At 72.9% G+C, this 20,077-nt stretch carries 16 protein-coding genes, 1 rRNA gene and 1 pseudogene; 5 read left to right on the top strand and 13 right to left on the bottom strand.

Annotated elements, in window-relative coordinates:
- The first annotated feature begins 269 nt into the window (after positions 1-269).
- The 3 genes from ACZ5K7_RS23320 to ACZ5K7_RS23310 all read left to right on the top strand — a co-directional run bounded on the left by ACZ5K7_RS23320 (position 270) and on the right by ACZ5K7_RS23310 (position 5,288).
- The gene (locus tag ACZ5K7_RS23320) at positions 270-2,072 is read left to right on the top strand and encodes a glycoside hydrolase family 15 protein (RefSeq protein ID WP_351700663.1); all 1,803 of its coding nucleotides are present in this window, start codon (positions 270-272) and stop codon (positions 2,070-2,072) included.
- 149 nt (positions 2,073-2,221) lie between these two features.
- Entirely contained in the window at positions 2,222-3,604 is a 1,383-nt protein-coding gene (locus tag ACZ5K7_RS23315; protein ID WP_468915716.1) for an FAD-binding oxidoreductase, read from the top strand.
- A 43-nt stretch (positions 3,605-3,647) separates the two neighbouring features.
- Entirely contained in the window at positions 3,648-5,288 is a 1,641-nt protein-coding gene (locus ACZ5K7_RS23310; RefSeq protein ID WP_351699492.1) for a PucR family transcriptional regulator, read from the top strand.
- Positions 5,289-5,290: 2 nt separating this feature from the next.
- Here the strand turns inward: ACZ5K7_RS23310 and ACZ5K7_RS23305 are convergent, their stop codons facing one another.
- The 6 genes and pseudogenes from ACZ5K7_RS23305 to ACZ5K7_RS23280 form a co-directional block, all read right to left on the bottom strand.
- Positions 5,291-6,424 (bottom strand): glycosyltransferase family 4 protein, encoded by a 1,134-nt coding sequence (locus ACZ5K7_RS23305; RefSeq protein WP_468916102.1) that lies wholly within the window; start codon positions 6,422-6,424, stop codon positions 5,291-5,293.
- A gap of 525 nt (positions 6,425-6,949) precedes the next feature.
- Positions 6,950-7,348, bottom strand: a pseudogene (locus ACZ5K7_RS23300) (ACP S-malonyltransferase); the annotation flags it as partial.
- A 211-nt stretch (positions 7,349-7,559) separates the two neighbouring features.
- Positions 7,560-9,290, bottom strand: a complete 1,731-nt coding sequence (gene recN / locus ACZ5K7_RS23295) for a DNA repair protein RecN (RefSeq protein WP_351700660.1) — start codon at positions 9,288-9,290, stop codon at positions 7,560-7,562.
- A gap of 164 nt (positions 9,291-9,454) precedes the next feature.
- Positions 9,455-10,360, bottom strand: a complete 906-nt coding sequence (locus ACZ5K7_RS23290) for an NAD kinase (RefSeq protein ID WP_351699486.1) — start codon at positions 10,358-10,360, stop codon at positions 9,455-9,457.
- Positions 10,357-11,172, bottom strand: coding sequence for a TlyA family RNA methyltransferase (locus ACZ5K7_RS23285; protein ID WP_468915715.1), 816 nt, complete (start codon positions 11,170-11,172; stop codon positions 10,357-10,359). The genes ACZ5K7_RS23290 and ACZ5K7_RS23285 overlap by 4 nt, the downstream gene beginning before the upstream one ends.
- Positions 11,173-11,179: 7 nt before the next feature.
- Complete coding sequence (locus ACZ5K7_RS23280) at positions 11,180-11,509, bottom strand: hypothetical protein (RefSeq protein WP_351699482.1); 330 nt, start codon at positions 11,507-11,509, stop codon at positions 11,180-11,182.
- Positions 11,510-11,551: 42 nt separating this feature from the next.
- On the opposite strand from ACZ5K7_RS23280, the gene ACZ5K7_RS23275 reads away from it, so the two are divergent.
- Positions 11,552-11,899: a sterol-binding protein gene (locus tag ACZ5K7_RS23275; protein ID WP_468915714.1), complete on the top strand. Its 348-nt coding sequence runs from the start codon at positions 11,552-11,554 to the stop codon at positions 11,897-11,899.
- Here ACZ5K7_RS23275 and ACZ5K7_RS23270 read toward each other — a convergent pair.
- The 4 genes from ACZ5K7_RS23270 to ACZ5K7_RS23255 all read right to left on the bottom strand — a co-directional run bounded on the left by ACZ5K7_RS23270 (position 11,883) and on the right by ACZ5K7_RS23255 (position 16,002).
- Positions 11,883-12,737 (bottom strand): ABC transporter ATP-binding protein, encoded by an 855-nt coding sequence (locus tag ACZ5K7_RS23270; RefSeq protein ID WP_468915713.1) that lies wholly within the window; start codon positions 12,735-12,737, stop codon positions 11,883-11,885. The genes ACZ5K7_RS23275 and ACZ5K7_RS23270 overlap by 17 nt on opposite strands.
- A gap of 20 nt (positions 12,738-12,757) precedes the next feature.
- A complete protein-coding gene (locus ACZ5K7_RS23265) occupies positions 12,758-13,795 on the bottom strand; it encodes a FecCD family ABC transporter permease (RefSeq protein ID WP_468916099.1) in 1,038 nt (345 codons plus the stop codon).
- Between the two features lie 71 nt (positions 13,796-13,866).
- Entirely contained in the window at positions 13,867-14,910 is a 1,044-nt protein-coding gene (locus tag ACZ5K7_RS23260) for a FecCD family ABC transporter permease (protein WP_468915712.1), read from the bottom strand.
- 63 nt (positions 14,911-14,973) lie between these two features.
- A complete protein-coding gene (locus tag ACZ5K7_RS23255; protein ID WP_468915710.1) occupies positions 14,974-16,002 on the bottom strand; it encodes an HAD-IIA family hydrolase in 1,029 nt (342 codons plus the stop codon).
- Positions 16,003-16,087: 85 nt separating this feature from the next.
- Between ACZ5K7_RS23255 and ACZ5K7_RS23250 the strand changes: the two genes are divergently transcribed.
- On the top strand, positions 16,088-17,371 hold the full coding sequence (locus ACZ5K7_RS23250; protein WP_468915708.1) for a DUF1015 family protein: 1,284 nt from the start codon (positions 16,088-16,090) through the stop codon (positions 17,369-17,371).
- A gap of 122 nt (positions 17,372-17,493) precedes the next feature.
- On the opposite strand, the gene ACZ5K7_RS23245 is transcribed toward ACZ5K7_RS23250, so the two are convergent.
- The 3 genes from ACZ5K7_RS23245 to rrf all read right to left on the bottom strand — a co-directional run bounded on the left by ACZ5K7_RS23245 (position 17,494) and on the right by rrf (position 19,901).
- Positions 17,494-18,411: a tetratricopeptide repeat protein gene (locus tag ACZ5K7_RS23245; protein WP_468916096.1), complete on the bottom strand. Its 918-nt coding sequence runs from the start codon at positions 18,409-18,411 to the stop codon at positions 17,494-17,496.
- Positions 18,303-19,628 carry a hypothetical protein gene (locus ACZ5K7_RS23240; RefSeq protein ID WP_468916118.1) on the bottom strand — a complete coding sequence of 442 codons (1,326 nt, stop codon included), beginning with the start codon at positions 19,626-19,628 and terminating at the stop codon, positions 18,303-18,305. The genes ACZ5K7_RS23245 and ACZ5K7_RS23240 overlap by 109 nt, the downstream gene beginning before the upstream one ends.
- A 156-nt stretch (positions 19,629-19,784) precedes the next feature.
- Positions 19,785-19,901: ribosomal RNA gene (rrf, locus tag ACZ5K7_RS23235) — 5S ribosomal RNA — on the bottom strand.
- Between the last annotated feature and the right edge of the window lie 176 nt (positions 19,902-20,077).

Raw genomic sequence — 20,077 nt, 5'->3', positions numbered from 1 at the left:
GAGCGGCACGCAGATCATCTACGTGCGTCGTATCCTGCTCGGACACTCGCTGCCGAGCCGGCCGGAAAACACGGCACACCCCCGCCCGTCATCCCCGGAACAACGAGAGCTTGGCAGTTCGTTGAGCTATGACTGTCGTTTTGCCTCAGGGCGCGGCGGGCTGCTTTGCTTCACCGCTTAACGACGCACAACAACAACCCCCCTTGACCGCACTAGCGACAGCCCCCTTTTGCCTGGGGGGTGACGTGGCCGTTCGACTGGAGTTGCACGTGGCCGGGCGCATCGAAGACTACGCACTCATCGGAGACATGCAGACCGCTGCCCTGGTCTGCCGGGACGGCACGGTGGACTGGCTGTGCCTGCCCCGCTTCGACTCGCATGCCATCTTCGCCGGTCTGCTCGGCACCGAGGAACACGGCTTCTGGCGGCTCGGCCCGGCCCACGCGGCCGACTCCGAGCCGCCGACCGCCGCCCGCCGCACCTACCGCGGCGACTCGCTGATCCTGGAGTCGGAGTGGGACACCCCGCGCGGCACGGTCCGGGTCACCGACTTCATGCCCCCGCGTGACGGCGCGCCCCAGCTGATCCGCATCGTCGAGGGCGTCACCGGCCGGGTGCCGATGCGCTCGGTGCTGCGGATGCGGTTCTCCTACGGCCGGGTGGTCCCGTGGGTGCACAAGCACGACGGCCGTACGGTCGCCGTCGCCGGCCCCGACTCCGTGTGGTTCGACACCTCCGCGGAGACCTACGGCAAGGCGCTCACCACCTACGCGGACTTCACCGTCGCCCCCGGCGACCGGATCGCGTTCACCATCTCCTGGCAGCCCTCGCACAAGGAGCCGCCGGCGCTGCCGGAGCCCGAGCAGTCGCTGGAGGCGACCGAGGAGTTCTGGCGGGACTGGGTCGAGCACTGTACGTACCACGGCCCGTACCGCGAGGCGGTGATCCGCTCCCTGATCACGCTGAAGGCCCTGACCTACGCCCCGACGGGCGGCATCGTCGCCGCGCCCACCACCTCCCTGCCCGAGGACATCGGCGGCGTCCGCAACTGGGACTACCGCTACACCTGGCTGCGTGACGCGGCCATCACCCTCTCCTCGCTGCTGCGGACCGGCTACCGCGAGGAGGCCCGCGCCTGGCGCGAGTGGCTGCTCCGCTCGGTCGCCGGCGACCCGGAGAACCTGCAGATCATGTACGGCATCGCGGGCGAGCGCGAGCTGGGCGAGGCCGAGCTGGACTGGCTGCCCGGTTACGAGAACTCGACCCCGGTCCGGGTCGGCAACGGCGCCGCGCACCAGCTCCAGCTGGACGTGTACGGCGAGGTCATCGAGGCCCTGCACCTGGCGCACATGACGGGCCTGGCCCGCAACGACTACGCCTCCCTCCTCCAGCTCAAGCTCATCCGCTACCTGGAGGACCACTGGGACGAGCCGGACGAGGGCATCTGGGAGGTGCGCGGGCCGCGCCGGCACTTCGTGCACTCCAAGGTGATGGCCTGGGTCGCCGTGGACCGCACCATCAAGCTGATCGAGTCCGGGGACGCGGACGGGCCGCTGGAGCGCTGGAAGGAACTGCGCGACGACATCCACCGGGACGTCTGCGAGCGGGGCTACGACAAGGAGCGGAACACGTTCACGCAGTCGTACGGCTCGCAGGAGCTGGACGCGTCGCTGCTGCTGATCCCCCAGATGGGTTTCCTGCCGCCGGACGACAAGCGGGTCATCGGCACCATCGAGGCGATCCAGCGCGAGCTGTCCACCTCGGACGGCTTCATCCTGCGCTACCCGACCTCGGGCGGCGACGAGGGCGTCGACGGCCTTCCCGGTGACGAGGGGGCGTTCCTGGCCTGTTCGTTCTGGATGGCGGACGACCTCGCGATGATCGGCCGCGTCGACGAGGCCCGCAAGCTGTTCGAGAAGCTTCTCGCGCTGCGGAACGACCTCGGACTGCTCGCGGAGGAGTGGGATCCGCGGCTGAAGCGGCAGGTGGGGAACTTCCCGCAGGCGTTCAGCCATGTGCCGTTGATCGACACGGCGCTTCGCCTCACGGCGTCGGGGGCCTACGGGGGCTAGGTGCGGGTGGTCGGGTGTCCGCGCGTCCGCTGTGGCCGGTCGCGCCCACGCGGCGGCAGCCGCATGTCCGACACTTCCCCGCGCCCCTGACGGGGCGCCCACGCTTAGGCTGGTGGAGAGCGACTCCCCATTTTCGGAAGGGGGCGGCCATGGCTCCCCCGTCGAAGGCGCACACGGCGCTTGCCGCGCTGCGTGAGGACCTGGTCGGTGCGGTGTTCGCGCCGGGGGACGTCGGGTACGACGACGCCCGTACCGTCTTCAACTCCATGATCGACCGGCGGCCTGCCGTCATCGCCCAGTGCGCCGACGACGCGGACGTGGTGCGCGCGGTGCGCTTCGGCCGGGAGCTCGACCTGGCGATCGCGGTGCGCGGCGGCGGCCACAGCGTGGCGGGCTCGGCGAGCGGCGACGGCGCGCTCGTGGTGGACCTGCGCCGGATGCACACGGTGACCGTCGACCCGGCGGCGGAGGCGGTACGGGTGCAGGGCGGCGCCACGATGAGCGACCTGGACCGGGCGACCGAGCCGTACGGCCTCGCCACCACCGGCGGCCGGGCCCCCACCACCGGAGTGGGCGGCTTCGTGCTGGGCGGCGGCACGGGCTGGCTGGACCGCGCCTTCGGCCTGGCCGTCGACAACCTGCTCGGCGTCGAGCTGGTCACCGCCGACGGCGAGCGCGTGCGCGCGAGCGCCGACGAGAACCCGGAGCTCTTCTGGGCCCTGCACGGCGGCGGCGGGAACTTCGGCGTCGCCACCGCCCTCACCCTCGAACTGCACGAGGTGCCGGCCTTCTCGATCGCGCTGCTGCTCTATGCGCCGCAGTCCGGCCCGGACGCGGTACGCACCTTCCGCGAGGTGATCCGCACCGGCCCCGACGAGGCCGCCGGCGTGGTGCAGTACCTCACCGGCCCGCCGCTGCCGTTCGTACCGGAGCACCTGGTGGGCAAGCTGGTGTGCGTCGCCCTGGTGACCTACGCCGGCGGCGAGGAGGGCCTGCGGAAGGTCGCCGAGCCGTTGCTGGCGCTTCCGCACGAGGCGGAAGTGGTCGGCCCGATGCCGTACACCGAGGTCCAGTGCATGCTCGACTTCCCGTCCGGGCTGCGGAACTACTGGTCGGCCGAGTATCTGGCCGAGCTGCCCGACGAGGCGGTGGACGCCTACTGCGCCTGCGCGGACGGCATGCCGGTGCCGACCGGCACCCAGCACGTGCTGTTCCCGCAGGGCGGCGCGATCGCGGCCGGGCCCGCCGAGTACCCGGTGCCGTACCGGAGCGCGTCCTGGGCCGTGCACCCGTTCGGCATGTGGGCGGACCCCGCCGCCGACGAACGGGCGATGGCCTGGGTGCGGGGCGTCCGGACCGCCGTCCGGCCCTGGTCCACCGGCGCCGTCTATCTCAACTTCATCGGCGACGAGGGCCCCGACCGGGTACGGGCCGGCCTGGGCACGGCGAACTCGCTGCGGCTCGGCAAGGTGAAGCGGACCTGGGACCCCGACAACGTCTTCCGCTTCAACCACAACATCGAACCGCTCTAGCGGAAGGTGCCCAGAAGGCGTTCGCCCAGGTAGCGTCCGCTCCATGGACAGCGGTACGGACAGCGGATTCGACACCCGGGGCGGGATCACCGTGCAGCGGGCGCTGGAGCTGCCCGGGCTGCGCAGCGGGCTCCCGGAGATCCTGGCGGGCGCCGACCGGCTGGGCCGGACCGTGCGCTGGGTGCACGCCGGCGAGGTGCCGAACATCGCCTCGTTGCTGAAGGGCGGCGAGCTGCTGCTCACCACCGGCTACGGGCTGGGCACCCGGCCGGGCGACCAGCGGGCGTTCGTGCGCACGCTCGCCGAGCGGGGCATCGCCGCCCTGGTGGTGGAGCTGGGCCCGCGTTTCTCCCGGCTGCCCGCCACCCTCGTCGACACCGCCCGGGCGACCGGGCTGCCGCTGGTGGTGCTGCACCGCGAGGTGCCCTTCGTGACGGTGACGGAGGAGATCCACACCGAGATCGTCAACCACCACTACACGCTCCTCCAGCGCGCCGAGGAGGTGCACCGGCGCTGCACCGAGGCCCTGCTGGGCGGTGGCGGGGTCCCCCAGGTCCTCGCGATCCTCGCCGACTTCTGCGGCAACCCGGTCTTCCTGGAGACCACCGACGGCCAGCTGCTGTACGCCGCCGGGTCGGGGCCCGAGGGAGCGGATCCGCTCCAGGTGTGGGAGGGGCTGCGCGGCCCGCACAAGCACGCGTCGCCGCCGACCGGGGCGGTCCTGGTGGACGTGCCGGGCGGCGGGCCGGGGACCGGCTCGGTGCGCGCCCGGCTGGTGCTGCTCCCGGTACGCGGGCCGCTCACCCCGGTGCACCGCATCGCCGCCGAGCGGGCCGCCGGCATCCTGGCCGTCGTCCTGATGCAGGCCCGCCAGGAGGAGGAGCTGGCGGCCCGCGGCCGCGGCGACTTCCTGACCGACCTCGCCGAGGGCCGCATCACCGCGGCGGACGCCCCGGCCCAGGCGCGCGTCCTCGGCTTCAAGCCCGGCAGCAGCCCGCTGCTGCCGGTGGTCATGCGGGTCGGCGACTCGCTGTCCCCGGGCGGGGGCTGGGCGGTGCTGGCGCGGGCGGTCGGCGAGGAGCTGGCGGCCGTGGGCGTGCCCGTGCTCCTCGGCGTACGGCCGGTGGAGGGCCGCGTCCCGCTCCTGCTGGGCCTGCGCTCGGAGACGGAGCGGACGACGGTCGCGGACCGGGTCGCGGCGGCGCTGCGGGCGGGCGTGGAGCGCGCCGGGATGCAGCGCCCCGGGGCCGCTCCCCCGGTCGTGGTGGTCGGGGTGGCCGGCGGCTGGGCGGCCGCCTCGGCGGGCCTGCGGCACGCGGCCGAGACGGCGACGGCGGCCCAGGGCCTCTCCGACCGCCCCTGGTACGACGCCCGCCGCCTCGACATCGACCTTCTCCTGTGGCGGCTGCGCGACCACCCCGACCTGGCGGCCTTCGTGGACCGGGCGATCGGCCCGCTCCAGAACCACGACAACCGCTCCAGGCCGCCGCTGCTGCCCACCCTGGAGACCTACCTGGCGCACGCCGGCCGCAAGGCGGAGACGGCCCGCGAACTCCACCTCAACCGGCAGACCCTCTACAACCGCCTCGCCCGCATCGGCGAGTTGCTGGGCACCGACCTCGACGACCCCCAGGTGGTACTGGCGTTGAGCCTCGCCCTGCGGGCCCGCCGGCACGTCCCCTAGGGCTACAGCGGCCGGGGCTGGGTCAACTCGTCGTACACGCTGAGCACTTGGGTCACCGTCTCGTCCTCCGTCGGCCAGCTCGCCGCCTGCCGGGCGCCCTTCTCCCGCAGTTCCTCGCAGCGTTCGGGGTCGCCGAGCAGTCGTAGCACGGTGCCGGCGAGGGCGGTCGCGTCGCCGTACGGGACGAGTTCGGCCGCGTCGCCCACCAGGTCGGGGATACCGCCGACGGCGGTCGCGACGAGGGGCACGCGCGCGTGCAGCGCCTCCTGGGCGAGCACCGAACGCGACTCCCAACTGCTGGGCAACAGTGCCAGATCGGCGGCCGCGAGGAGTTCGGTGACGTCCTCGCGGCGGCCGATGAGCCGGGCGGGCAGCTCCTCGTCCTCGATCCGCCGCTGCAACACCGTACGCAGCGGCCCCTCCCCCGCGATGACGAGCAGCGGTACCGGATCGAGCCGGCACCAGGCCCGCGCCGCGTCCAGCAGCACGTCGTAACCGCGGTGCTGGTCGAGGGAGCCGACGGCGATCAGCAACGGCCGCCCCATGGCACCGAGTTCGGCCCGCACCTTGGGCCGCAGCCGGTCCGCGTCCTCCTGCTCCACGGGCCGCCGCAGACCGGGCAGCGTCACGGCGGCGAGCCGCGCGTCCCGGGCGCCGGTACGGCGGGCCCGGTCCACCAGGTCGGAGGTGGTGCCCAGCACCACGGCGGCCGTCCGCACCACCCGGCGCTCCAGCATCCGCAGCAGATGCGCCCGGGCGCCTTCGGCCTCGGCCCGGTTGTGCCAGGTGACGACGAGCGGGGTACGGCGGCCGCTGAGCGCCAGCACGGCGCGGAAGGAGGCGTGCAGACCGTGCGCGTGCACCAGGTCGGCGTCGGTACAGGCGGCGCGCAACGCGGCCACCGACCCCGGGTCACTGCTGCGCGGTACGTGGACGTGGTCGGCGCCGACGCCCGAGAAGTCGTAGGCGCGGTCGGCCTCGACGGGGGCGCACACCGTGACCCGCACGCCCCGTGCGACAAGACCGGCGGCGAGCGAACGCACGTGCGCACTGCTGCCGGCGTTGCCACCGCCCAGCACCTGCACGGTGCGCAGCGGCGACTGACCGTGCGATGCGTTGCTGCTCACGGGGCTCACGCAGCCGGGCTCCTGTGTTCGGCGTCGGACGGTCACGAGGGTACGTGGAGAAGGTATCGGGCCGAGGGGGTCACCGGGCGTGCCTCCGCCGGGCACCGCGTCCCCGCAAGGATGCCAGGACGTACGGGTGTTCCGGGAACCCGGGGAGCCGGACGGGGTGGCAGGCCGGGGCAATGCGCGGGAGCACGCCACCCGTACGGGTGAAGGAGGTCCCGCACCGGCCGAACCTGCCGGGACCCGCGTGCCAAGGTCAGAGCGTGTTCCGGCGACGGGCCACGCGGGCCTCGTCGTTCGTCCGGCTTCACCCGGCCGGCGTACCCGCGACACCCCGGTCCCGGACCGCCGTCCGGCCCGGCCGGCCGTCGGCGACGAGGGCGCCACCTGGGCCGGGGTGGCCACCGGGTGCACCGGGACCTGCGCCGGCGGCAGGCGGCGCCCGATGCCGGTCAGGGTCCTGCCGGGGCCCACCTCGACGAGACGCACCGGGCCGCCGGGCCGCGTGGCCAGGGTGGCCAGGGTCGCCATGGAGTCCGACCAGCGCACCGGCAGCACCAGTTGGCCGACCATCCGCGCACGCCAGACGGCAGGAGCGTCGCCCTGGTGGGCCAGGCCGTCGACGTTGGCGATCACCGGGCACCGTCCGGGACGGACCGGGGTGCGGGCGACGGCGGTGGCGAGGCGGGACCGGGCGGCCGCCATCAGCGGGGTGGGGAAAGCCCCGCCGACCGGGATGCGGATCGTTCGCGCGCCGGTTGCCGTGGCCCGCTCCGTGAGGTCCGTGACGCCTGCGGGGCTGCCGGAGACCACGACCTGGTCGGGCCCGTTGACGTTGGCCACCCAGACCTCGGCACGCGCGGCCGTGCGCAGCCGGCCCGCCAGGAGTTCCGCCGTCCGCGCCACTCCGGGTCCGACCAGCACCGTCATCGTGCCGTCCTCCGGCCGCGGACCAGCAGCACGAACCGCTCCCCGCGGCACCGCCCGGTCCCGCCGCCCCCGCACAGGCGGCGCGGGCGGCCATGGACTCGCTGAACGCCCTGGACGCCCCCCTGGACACGCTGGCCCGGCTCTTCGCTCCACCGGCCACGCAGCAGCCACCACGCCGGCCCCTTCTCCCGGCGCCGGCCAGGCAGCCCCGCTAGGGCCTGTCCGCCCGAGCCGTGGCCAACAACTCCTCCGCGTGGGCCCGCGCCGTCTCCGAGTCCTCCTGGCCGGCGAGCATCCGGGACAGCTCCCGGACCCGCTCCTCGCCCTCCAGGACCTTCACGCCCGACCGTGTGACCGAGCCGTCGTTGGTCTTCTCGACCAGCAACTGCCGGTCGGCGAAGGCGGCGACCTGCGGGAGGTGCGTGACCACGACCACCTGCGCCGACTTGGCGAGCTTCGCCAGCCGGCGCCCGATCTCGACCGCCGCCTTGCCGCCGACGCCCGCGTCGACCTCGTCGAAGAGGTAGGTCGGGACCGGGTCGGTGCCCGCGAAGACGACCTCCACCGCGAGCATCACGCGGGACAGCTCACCGCCGGAGGCGCCCTTGGCGATCGGGCGGGGCGGGGCGCCGGGGTGCGGGGCGAGGAGCAGTTCGACCTCGTCGGCGCCCGAGGGGCCGTACGCGACCGTACGTCCGCCGACCTCCACGCCCTCCGGGTCCTCGGTCTGCCGGATGTCGAAGGACACGCGCGCGTGCGGCATCGCGAGGGAGCCCAGCTCGGCGGTGACGGCGGCCGCGAAGCGCGCGGCAGCCTCGGTACGCGCGTCGGTCAACGCCTGCGCGAGGCCGCTCAGTTCCGCACGAAGGGCATCGCGTTCGGCGGTCAGCTCGTCGATCCGCTCGTCGTCGCCGTCGAGTTCGGTCAGCCGTGCGGCGCCCCGCTCGGCCCACGCCAGCACCGCGCCGATGCCGTCGCCGTACTCGCCGTACTTGCGGGTGAGCGCGGTGAGCGCGGCGCGCCGCTCCTCCACGGCCGCGAGCCGCAGCGGATCGGCGTCGAGGTCGTCGGCGTACCCGGCGAGTTCGCCCGCCACATCGCCGAGCAGGATCCCGACCTCGCCGATCCGGTCGGCGAGCGCGGCCAGCGCCGGGTCGTGCGACCGTACGGCCTCCAGGGCGCGGTGGGCGCCCGCGACGAGGGTGGCCGCGTCGATGCCCTCGGGGTCCTCGGGGTTGCCCGCGAGCGCGGCGTGCGCGGCGGTCGCGGCCGACGACAGCGCCTCGGCGTGTCCGAGCCGCTCTGCCTCCTCGGCGAGTTCGACGTCCTCGTCGGCCCGCGGCTCCACGGCGGCGATCTCGTCGAGCCCGTAGCGCAGCATGTCGGCTTCCTGGGCCCGCTCCCGCGCCCGGGTGACGATCTCGTCCAGCTCCACCGCCACGGCCCGCAGCCGCCGGTAGGCCTCGCCGTACTTGGCGAGCGGCACGGCGACGCCGTCGCCCGCGTACCGGTCCAGGGCCTGCCGCTGCCGGGACAGCTTCAGCAGGCCCTGCTGGTCGGTCTGTCCGTGCACGGCCACCAGGTCGTCGGCGAGCTCGGCGAGCAGTCCCACGGGCACGCTCCGGCCGCCCAGGTGCGCCCGGGAGCGGCCCTCGGCGGAAACGGTACGGCTGATCAGCAGCGCCCCGTCGTCCAGCTCGGCGCCGGCCTCCTCGGCCCGTACGACCGCGGAGGTGCCCGGGGGCACGGTGAGCCGCCCCTCGACGACCGCCTTCTCGGAGCCGATCCGCACGAGCGCGGGATCGGCCCGCCCACCGAGCAGCAGCCCCAGGCTGGTGACCACCATGGTCTTGCCCGCACCGGTCTCACCGGTGACGGCGGTGAACCCCGGCGACAACTCGACGACAGCGTCGTCGATGACTCCGAGGGACCGTATCCGCATTTCTTCCAGCACGGAGAAGACCTTACGAGGTCGGGCCGACGAAGTGCGAGGCCCCCTGTCACCCGGGCGAGTGGAGGTGCGCCCCAAAGGGGCGCGGGGAACTGCGCGAGCAACCACGAACCACCCGCGGCCGCCGGAGTTCCCCGGCCACCCGCCGCGAACCGCTACTGCGGCGCCCCCCGCCACCCGGAGACCGGCAGTGCGAACTTCGCCACCAGCCGGTCCGTGAACGACGCGTGATGCAGCCGGGCCAGCCGCACCGGCACGGCCCCTCGCCGGACCTCGACCCGCGCCCCCGGCGGCAGCTCGACGGTCCGCCGCCCGTCGCACCACAACACGCCCGGCTGGATGTGCGGCAGCACCTCCACCGCCAGCACCGAGTCCGGCGACGTGACCAACGGCTTCGCGAACAGCGCGTGCGCGGAGATCGGCACCATCAGCAGCGCCTCCACCTCCGGCCACACCACCGGCCCGCCGGCCGAGAACGCGTACGCCGTGGAACCGGTCGGCGTCGACAGCACGATCCCGTCGCAGCCGAACCCCGTCACCGGCCGCCCGTCGATCTCCAGCACCACTTCGAGGAGCTTCTCGGCGCCCGCCTTCTGCACGGCCGCCTCGTTCAGCGCCCAGTCGGTGTGCACGATGTCCCCGTTGCGGTGCACGACGACGTCGACGGTCATCCGTTCCTCGACCTCGTACGCCTTGCTCACCACCCGGTCCACGACCTTGTCGAGGTCGTCCCGCTCGGCCTCCGCGAGGAACCCGACGCTGCCGAGGTTGACGCCGAGCATCGGCACCCCGGAGGCCCGTGCGAACTCGGCGCCGCGCAGCAGCGTCCCGTCACCGCCGAGGACGATCAGCAGCTCGCAGCCGTCGAGGCTGTGCGGCGAGGCCTCCTCGACGAGCTCGACCTCCTCGGGGAGCGGCAGGTCGCGGGCCTCGAAATCCAGGACCCGTACGCCGACTCCGGCTGCCAGCAGCCCCTTGACCACGAGTTCGGCGCTGCGGATCGCCGCAGGCCGCCCGGTGTGGGCCAGCAGGAAAACAGTACGAGCTCGGTTCTGTGTCAACGCGGCCCCTCCGCCACTGCACGGTCAACGTCGGCCGGGTCCAGTCGGGGTGCCCCGGCCCGCAGCCACAGAAAGTATTCGACATTGCCGGACGGCCCGGGCAGCGGACTGGCGGTGACACCGTTCGTTCCGAGTCCCAGCTCCCACGCCTTCTCGGCGACCCCCCGCACGGCCTCCGCCCGCAGCTGCGGACTCCGTACGACTCCCCCGCTGCCCAGCCGTTCCTTGCCCACCTCGAACTGCGGCTTGACCATCATCACCAGGTCGGCGTCCGGCTTCACACACCGCGTCAGGGCCGGCAGCACCAGCCCGAGCGGGATGAAGGACAGATCACCCACGACAAGATCCACAGGCTCCCCATCGATCGCTTCAAGCGTCAACTCGCGTACGTTCGTACGGTCCTTGACGGTGACGCGTTCATCGCTCTGCAGAGACCACGCGAGTTGTCCGTATCCGACGTCGACGGCGACGACCCGCGCGGCGCCCGCGCGCAGCAGCACGTCGGTGAAGCCTCCGGTGGACGCGCCGGCGTCCAGCGCCCGCCGTCCCTCGACCACGAGCCCCTGCGGCACGAACACCGCCAACGCCCCCGCCAGCTTGTGGCCGCCCCGGGACACGTACTCGGGATCGCCGTCGTCGGACTGCACCACGATGGCCGCGGCGGTCTCCACCTGGGTGGCCGGCTTGGTCGCCAGGGCCTTGCCGACGGTGACCCGCCCGGCGGCGATCAGCTGGCTGGCGTGCTCGCGCGAGCGCGCCAGCTTCCGGCGGACCAGCTCCGCGTCCAGACGGCGGCGTGCGACTCCTGCCACGTTCGGTTCAGCTCCTGCTCTGGTGGTACGACGGTGCGGGCGCCCGGTCGCCGTACGGCCGTGCGGGCGCCGGGGGGCCCGGAGGTCCCGGGCGGGCGTCGAGCGCGGTGAGCGCGTCGCGCAGCCCCCGGTGTACATCCTCGTACACCTCCAGATGCCCGTCCGTGGCAAGGTGGTCGGCGTCGCCCAGCCGGTCGAGTTGGGCGTCGACCTCGGCGTTGCCGGTGGGGGTGCGGGGGACGTTCAGCGGGGCAGGGGCGGCGGGGTCGTACTCGGGCTCGGCCGGGACCGCTTCCGCCGTCTCCGCCACCCGGCCCTCGGGCACAGAGTCGGTCATGCCCCGACGCTACCTCGAACCGCTGGGGTACCGTCGGTCGCGATGGCCACGATCGAGGAGTGCCGCGCCGCACTCGACAAGCTCTCCCACACCATGGGCGGCGCCGAGGGCGACGTCCGTGCGGCCGCCGCCATGGACCGCACGGTCAGCTGCCACATCACCGACCTGGACGTCACCTTCGCCGGCTGGCTCACCGGCGGCCGGATCGAGGTGGAGGAGACGTTCCCCGGGCCGCCGCGGGAGAAGGCGCAGATCGGGCTGGCCATGGCCGGCGACGACCTGGTGGCCCTGGTCGACGGCGAGCTGAACTTCGCCGGGGCCTGGGGCTCGGGCCGGGTGAAGCTGGACGCGAACCTGCTGGACCTGTTCCGGCTCAGGAAGCTTCTGTGACCGTGACCCGCGCACGTGCCTTCCGGGCCGCCGGCACCACCAGCGGGGTCCCCGTCTCCGGGTCTTCGATGATCTGACAGCGCAGCCCGAAGACCTCCTCGACCAGCTCCGCGGTGACGATCTCGTTCGGGGCGCCCTCGGCGATCACCTCGCCGCCGCGCAGGGCGATGAGATGGGTGGCGTAGCGGGCCGCGTGGTTGAGGTCGTGCAGCACGGCGACCAGCGTCCGGCCCTGCTCCTCGTGCAGCTCGGCGCAGAGGTCGAGGACGTCGATCTGGTGCTGGATGTCCAGGTAGGTGGTCGGCTCGTCGAGGAGCAGCAGCGGGGTCTGCTGGGCGAGCGCCATGGCGATCCACACGCGCTGCCGCTGACCGCCGGACAACTCGTCGACGTACCGGTCGGCGAGTTCGGCGACACCCGTCTGGGCCATCGACTCCTGGACGACCCGCTCGTCCTCGGCGGACCACTGGCGCAGCAGGCCCTGGTGCGGGTAGCGGCCGCGGCCGACCAGGTCGCCGACGGTGATGCCGTCGGGCGCGATGGACGACTGGGGCAGCAGGCCGAGGGTGCGGGCGACCTTCTTCGCCGGCATCGACTGGATGACCTGCCCGTCGAGCAGTACCCGGCCCTGGCTGGGCCTGAGCATCCGGGACAGCGCGCGCAGGAGCGTCGACTTGCCGCAGGCGTTGGGGCCGACGATCACGGTGAAGGAGTTGTCGGGGATCTCCACCGACAGCTGTTCGGCGATGACACGCTGGTCGTAGGCGAGGGTGACGTTCTCGGCGGACAGGCGGTTCACTGTGCTCCTCTTGCTGTCTGTCTGGGGGGTCGCGCTCATATCCGGCCCGCCTCGCGTGCTCATATCCGGCCCGCCCTGCGTTCGGTGACGAGGAGCCACAGCAGGTAGAGGCCGCCCAGGACACCGGTGACCACGCCCACGGGCAGCTGGTCGGCGCCGAAGGCGCGCTGGGAGGCCCAGTCGGCGGTGACCAGCAGGGCGGCGCCCATGCAGAGCGAGGGCAGCAGGTTGGGGCCGGGCGAGCGGGTGAGACGGCGGGCGAGCTGCGGGGCGGTGAGCGCCACGAAGCTGACCGGGCCGGCGGCGGCGGTGGCGGCCGCGGTCAGCAGGACGGCCGACACCATCAGCAGCAGCCGTACCCGCTCCACGCGCACCCCGAGGGCGTTGGACACGTCGTCGCCCATCTCCATCATCCTGAGGCCGCGCGCGTTGCCGAGCGCCAGCGGGACGAGGACCGCGCACAGCGCGAGCAGCGGCCAGACCTGGCTCCAGTCACGGCCGTTGAGGGAGCCGGTCATCCAGACGACCGCGCGCGTCGCGTCGACGAAGTCGGCCTTGGTGAGCAGATAGCCGTTGACCGCGGTGACGACCGCGGAGACGCCGATACCGACCAGGACCAGCCGGTAGCCGTGCACGCCCTGCTTCCAGGCGAGCAGATAGATGGCGAGGCCAGTCAGCAGACCGCCGATCAGCGCGCCGACCGTGACCTGGGCGGCGTCCCCGGACATCAGCACGATGACGACCAGGGCGCCGGACGTCGAGCCCTGGGAGAGACCGAGGACGTCCGGGCTGCCGAGCGGGTTGCGGGAGATGGACTGGAACAGCGCGCCGCCGAGCCCGAGCGAGGCGCCGACCAGCAGACCGACCAGAACGCGCGGCAGCCGCAGCTCGTTGACGATGAAGTCCTGGCCCGCGGTGCCGTTGCCGGCGAGCGTCTTCACCACGTCACCGAAGGAGATCGGGAAGTCGCCGGTGCCGATCAGCACGACACTCGCGGCACCCGCGGCCAGCAGCAGCGCGGTCACAACGACCAGCGCGCGCAGGTCCGTCCGCAGGGAGAGCCCGCCGGGGGTGCGCAGGGTACGCGTACTCTTCAGCGCGGTCGTCCTCGCAGCGGTGACCTTTACGGCGGTGCTTCCCGCGGCGGTGGTCTTCGCGGCAGTGTTCCTCACAGCTGGGCCGTCCTCCGCCGTCGTACGAGAAGAATGAAGACCGGCCCGCCGATGATCGCGGTGACGATGCCGACCTGGAGCTCCGAGGGGCGGGCGACGATCCGGCCGACGACATCGGCGCCGAGCAGCAGCACGGGCGACAGGATCGTCGCGTACGGCAGGATCCAGCGCAGGTCGGGGCCGGTGAAGGAACGCACGACGTGCGGGACCATCAGGCCGACGAAGGCGATCGGGCCGCAGGCCGCGGTGGCCGCGCCGCACAGCACGACGGCGGCGAGCATGGCGAGGGCCCGGGTGCGCCCCAGGTTCGCGCCGAGAGCACGGGCGGTGTCGTCGCCCATCGCCACCGCGTTCAGCGGCCGGGCGAGGCCCAGGGCGAGCAGGGTGCCGACCGCGAGGAACGGCAGCACCTGCGCGATCGTCGAGTCGCTCGCGGAGGCCAGCGAACCGACCGTCCAGAAACGCCACTTGTTGAGCGCCGCGCCGTCCGTGATCATCACGGCCTGGAGATAGCCGTAGAGCGCGGCGCTGATCGCCGTGCCGGCCAGCGCCAGCCTGACCGGGGTGGCGCCCCGGCTGCCGCCCAGGAACCACACCAGCGCGCCCACCGCGGCCGCCCCGAAGAAGGCGAACCACACATAGCCGTTGAGGGTGGTGACGCCGAAGTAGGTGATGGCGGTGACGACCGCGGCCGACGCGCCCGCGTTGATGCCGAGCAGTCCGGGGTCCGCGAGCGGGTTGCGGGTGAGCGCCTGGAGCACCGCCCCGGACAGGCCGAGGGCGGCGCCGGCCAGCAGACCGAGGACGGTCCGGGACAGCCGCTCGTCGACGACCACGTCGCCGTAGGTCCCCGTGTCGTGGAACAGGCCGTGCCAGACCTGGTCCAGCGGCAGCTCTTTCGCTCCGATCGCGATGCTCGCCAGGGCGACGAGCAGCAGGATCGCGACGGAGACGAGGAGCCCAAGGGTCCGTATCGCCCGGCGGGTCGGGGGCGCGGGGGCGGTCTCCGCGCGCTGTTCGGGAGGACTGTCGACCAACACCCGGTTAGGTTAGCCTACCCTCCCCTTCGCTCACGATGCCCGGTCCCGGTGAGCAGCGCGGCCTCAGAGCCCCAGCCGCGCCAGCGCCTTGCCTCCGTCCAACTCGCAGGAGCCGTCCCCGGCCGCCGTCCAGGCCGCCGCGCACAGCGCCCGCAGCCCGTCGAGGGCCTCGCCGTCCCCCGCCAGCTCCAGTCGGTCCGCCCCTGCCGTGGCCGTCCAGCCACCGCACCGGAAGCCGTCGCCCGCCGCCGTGACCTCCGGCTGGCCGGTGAGCAGCCCCCGCAGATCGGCGTCGACGTAGGTCGGCCGGTGCTGCGGCGGCGCGGCGAGCAGCTGGCGCCCGTCGGTGACGCCGGTCAGGACGAGCAGCGAGTCGACCCCGCCGTTGAACGCGCCCTCGATGTCGGTGTCCAGCCGGTCCCCGACCACCAACGGCCGCTTCGCACCCGTCCGCAGGACCGTCTCCCGGTGCATCGGCGGCAGCGGCTTGCCGGCCACCTGCGGCTCGGCACCCGTCGCGATCCGGACGACTTCCACCGCCGCGCCGTTGCCCGGTGCGATCCCGCGACCGCTGGGAATCGTCAGATCGGTGTTGGACGCGAACCACGGCACCCCGCGCGCGACGGCGTACGACGCCTCGGCGAACCGCCCCCACGCCAGGTCAGGGCCGCCGTACCCCTGCGCGACGGCCGCCGGGTCGTCGTCGGCGGAGTCCACCGGCTCCAGCCCGCGCTCCCGCAGGGCGACCCGCAGCCCCTCGCCGCCGATCACCAGCACCCGCGCGCCCTCCGGCACCTGCTCACTGATCAGCCGCGCGACCGCCTGCGCCGAGGTGATGACATCATCGGCCCCGGTCGGGATCCCCAGCTCGGTGAGATGCCCGGCGACCGCATCCGGCGTGCGCAGCGCGTTGTTGGTGACGTACGCCAAATGCATCCCGCCCGCGCGCGCCGCCGCCAGCGACTCCACTGCGTGCTCGATCGCGCTGCCGCCCGCGTACACCACGCCGTCCAGATCGAGCAGCGCCGTGTCATACGCCGTGCTCAGAGCCTGTCCGCTGCCCTCGGGACCTGTCCTGACACCCTGGCTCATTCCCCATCGCTCCTCGTCACTCTTCGTTGTCCCGCCTTTCCCCACCGATCATCCCGCACGCCACTGACACACGTACGATGCCGGGATGAACACTGCAGGTCACTCGGAAGCAACGGAGCGCCGAGGCCTGGAACTCAACCCGTTCCGAGGCCTTCGCTACGACCCCGACCGGGTCGGCAGCCTCGCCGCCGTCACTTCCCCGCCGTACGACGTCGTCGTACGCCCTGACGGCGTACACCACCTCCAGTCCGCCGACCCGCACAACATCGTCCGACTGATCCTGCCCCAGGCAGGTACCCCCAGCGCCGGTACCGAACAGGCGGCCGACACGCTGAAGCGCTGGCAGGCCGAGGGCATCCTCACCACGGACCCCGAACCCGGCCTGTACGTCTACGAGCAGCACGACGGCAACGGCATGCTCCAGCGCGGGGTCATCGGCGCCCTGCGGGTCTCGGAACCGTCGGAGGGCGTGGTGCTGCCGCACGAGGAGGTCATGCCCCCGGTGGTCGCCGACCGCGCGGCCCTGATGCGCGCGACCTCCGCGAACCTCGAACCCCTGCTCCTGACCTACCGGGGCAACGGCGCGGCCGCCGAGGTCGTCGAAGCGGCGGCCGACCGCCCCCCGCTTCTCGCCACCACCACGGAGGACGGTTTCCACCACCGGCTCTGGTCGGTCACCGACCCCGCCGAGGTGGCACGTGTCCAGTCCGACCTGTCCCACCACCAGGCCCTGATCGCCGACGGCCACCACCGCTGGGCCACTTACCTGCGTCTACGCGCGGAGCACGCCTCCCCCAGCCCCTGGGACTACGGCCTGGTCCTCCTGGTCGACACCGCGCGCTACCCGCTGCGTGTCCGCGCCATCCACCGCCTGCTGCACGGCCTGCCGGTGGCGGACGCACTGGCGGCCGTGCAGGACCATTTCCGGGTACGCCGGCTCGACGTCCCCCTGCCGGAGGCCCAGGAGGCGCTCGCGGACGCGGCCTGCGCCGGCAACGCGTTCCTGCTGGCCGGCGACGGAACCTTCCACCTCGTCGACCGCCCGGACCCGGATCTCCTGGCCCGTACGATCCCCGCCGACCGCCCGGCCGCCTGGCGCACGCTCGACGCGACCGTCCTGCACGCCACGCTCCTCGACCACGTCTGGCGCATCCCCGAGGACTCCAACGCGCACATCGCGTACATCCACGACGCGGCGGCGACGGTCGCCAAGGCCGAACGCGCCGGCAGTACGGCCGTTCTCCTGCACCCGGTCCACGAGGAGATCGTCCGCGACCTGGCCCGCCAGGGCGTGACGATGCCCCGCAAGTCGACGTCGTTCGGCCCGAAGCCGGCCTCGGGGCTGGTGCTGCGGGCGCTCGACATCTGAGAACGACTAACGACTAAGGACGGCTGAGAACGACGGAGAACGACTGAGAACGACTGAGAGCGGCGACGAGAACGAGAAAGGGCAGGCCCCGGTCGGAGCCTGCCCTCTGTCGAACGCCGTGATCAGTCCTTGTCGGCCTCGGACTCTGCCTCGGTCGCGGGCTTGGCCTCGGTCACGGGCTTGGCCTCGGTCACGGGCTTGGCCTCGGTCACGGGCTTGGCCTCGGCCTCGGAGTCCGCCTCGGCCGCGGTCGAGGCTTCGCCGAGAATCTCCTCGGACTCGTCCGCGTCGTCGTCCGCATCGTCGTTCACGTCGTCGTCCGCGTCCTCGGCCGATTCCTCGGCCGTGTCCTCGTCCTCGTCGTTCAGGGCGTCGACGAACTCGACCCCGTCCAGCTCGGCCAGTCGGTCGGAGGCGTCCGTGCTGCCGTCCCGGTCGGCCTCGACGGCCTTGGCGAACCATTCCCGCGCCTCACCCACACGCTCGGCCGCGAGCAGGGCGTCGGCGTAGGCGTAGCGCAGCCGCGCGGTCCACGGCTGCACGGAGTTGGACGCCAGCTCGGGGCTCTGCAGCGTCACGATCGCCGCGTCCAGCTGCCCCATGTCACGCCGGGCACCGGCGGCGACGAGCCGCATCTCGACCTGGCCGGCCTTGTCGAGCTTGTGCACCTCGGGGGCGCCGGCCATGTCCAGCGCCTTCTCCGGCCGCCCGAGCCCCCGCTCGCAGTCGGCCATCACCGGCCACAGGTCCACGCCGCCGGTCATCCGCTTCGCGGCCCGGAACTCGGCGAGCGCCTCGCTGTACTTCTGGTTCGCGTACGCGGCGAACCCGGCGGCCTCACGCACGGCGGCGACACGGGACGCCAGTCGCAGGGCCACCTTGGAGTAGCCGTACGCGCCCTCGGGGTCCTCGTCGATCAGCCGCGCGACCATCACCAGGTTCTTGGCGACGTCCTCCGCGAGCGTCTTGGGCAGGCTCTGCAGCTCCTGGCGTACGTCCTTGTCGATCTCGTCGCCGGTGACGTCCTCCGGGATGGGCAGCCGCTTGATCGGCTCCCGGTCCCGGTCACGCTCACGCTCGTCACGGCGTCCGTAACCGCCACCACGCCGGTCGTCGCCACGCCGGTCGTCCCTGCGGTCGTCACGCCGGTCGTCCCGGCCGCGGTAGCCACCGCCGCCGCCCCGGTTGTCGTCCCGACGGAAGCCGCCTCGGTCGTCCCGGCGGTCGTCGCGGCGATCGTCTCGCCGAGGGCCATATCCTCGATCGTCGCTGCGGGGGCCTCGGAAGCCACCACGGCTGTCATCGCGCCGATCGTCCCTGCGGTCGTCACGCCGGTCGTCCCGACGGTCGTCCCGGCCGCGGTAGCCACCGCCGCCGCCCCGGTTGTCGTCCCGACGGAAGTCGCTCCGTCCGCCGCGGTCGTCGCGGTCATCACGACGGAAGGCGGGACGGTCACCACGGTCGTCGCGGCGGAAGCCACCCCGGTCACCACGGTCGTCCCGCTGGAACGCCGGGCGGGAGCCACGATTGTCATCACGCCGACCGTAGCCACCACCACGGTTGTCATCACGCCGGTTGTCATCACGGCGATTGTCGTCACGCCGGTCGTCCCGGCCGCGGTAGCCACCGCCGCCGCCCCGGTTGTCGTCCCGACGGCCGCCGTAACCACCGCCGGCACCACGATTGTCGTCGCGCCGGTCGTCCCGGCCCCGGTAGCCACCGCCACCGCCACCGCCACCGCGGTTGTCGTCCCGACGGAAGGCGGGACGGTCGCCACGGTCACTGCGACCGCCACGGTCGTCGCGGTCATCACGACGGAACGCCGGACGGTCACCACGGTCGTCGCGGCGGTCGTCCCGGCCGCGGTAACCGCCACCACCGCGGTTGTCGTCCCGACGGCCACCATAACCACCGCCGGCACCACGACTGTCATCGCGCCGGTCGTCCCGCTGGAACGCCGGGCGGGAGCCACGATTGTCATCGCGCCGACCGTAGCCACCACCACGGTTGTCATCACGCCGGTTGTCGTCACGGCGGTTGTCATCGCGACGGCCGTAACCGCCACGGTCATCGCCGCGACGCTCGTCACCACGACGGTCGTCCCGACGGCCGTATCCGCCACCGCGGTTGTCGTCGCGGCGACCGTAGCCGCCGCTGCTGCCGCCACGATTGTCGTCGCGACGGCCGTAACCGCCGCGGTCTCCGCGGTCGTTGCTGCGGTCGTTGCGGTCTCCGCGGTATCCACCACGGTCACCACGGTCACCACTGTCCCGTGGCCGCTGGTCGCGCTCCGGTCGCTCGTCGGGAGAGTTGGTGGACATGGTGACTCCTGTCTTCGGTACCGCAAGCATTGTAAAAACAAAAGGACCCCTGGTCCCAGCTGAACGCTGGTGACCAGGGGTCCTCAAAGATTGTTCGGCGGTGTCCTACTCTCCCACAGGGTCCCCCCTGCAGTACCATCGGCGCTGTAAGGCTTAGCTTCCGGGTTCGAAATGTAACCGGGCGTTTCCCTCACGCTATGACCACCGAAACCCTAATGGTTTCGAGCGAACAAGCACACTTTTTAATTGTGTGTTCAGCTCTAGCCGGCAACAGTCGTTGCCTCAGAACTAACACAGTGGACGCGAGCAACTGAGGACAAGCCCTCGGCCTATTAGTACCGGTCACCTCCACACCTCACGGTGCTTCCAGATCCGGCCTATCAAC

Source organism: Streptomyces sp. NPDC031497 (genome assembly GCF_055580905.1).
The sequence above is the reverse complement of the archived record's forward strand: the minus strand, read 5'-3'. Positions and strand labels throughout refer to the sequence as shown.

Bases quoted from the DNA above. Each gene is read 5' to 3' on its own strand.
- ACZ5K7_RS23315 (WP_468915716.1), top strand. From the start codon at position 2,222: ATGGCTCCCCCGTCGAAGGCGCACACGGCGCTTGCCGCGCTGCGTGAG.
- recN (WP_351700660.1), bottom strand. From the start codon at position 9,290: ATGCGGATACGGTCCCTCGGAGTCATCGACGACGCTGTCGTCGAGTTG.
- ACZ5K7_RS23255 (WP_468915710.1), bottom strand. From the start codon at position 16,002: ATGAGCCAGGGTGTCAGGACAGGTCCCGAGGGCAGCGGACAGGCTCTG.
- ACZ5K7_RS23250 (WP_468915708.1), top strand. From the start codon at position 16,088: ATGAACACTGCAGGTCACTCGGAAGCAACGGAGCGCCGAGGCCTGGAA.
- ACZ5K7_RS23270 (WP_468915713.1), bottom strand. From the start codon at position 12,737: ATGAGCGCGACCCCCCAGACAGACAGCAAGAGGAGCACAGTGAACCGC.
- ACZ5K7_RS23275 (WP_468915714.1), top strand. From the start codon at position 11,552: ATGGCCACGATCGAGGAGTGCCGCGCCGCACTCGACAAGCTCTCCCAC.
- ACZ5K7_RS23280 (WP_351699482.1), bottom strand. From the start codon at position 11,509: ATGACCGACTCTGTGCCCGAGGGCCGGGTGGCGGAGACGGCGGAAGCG.
- ACZ5K7_RS23310 (WP_351699492.1), top strand. From the start codon at position 3,648: ATGGACAGCGGTACGGACAGCGGATTCGACACCCGGGGCGGGATCACC.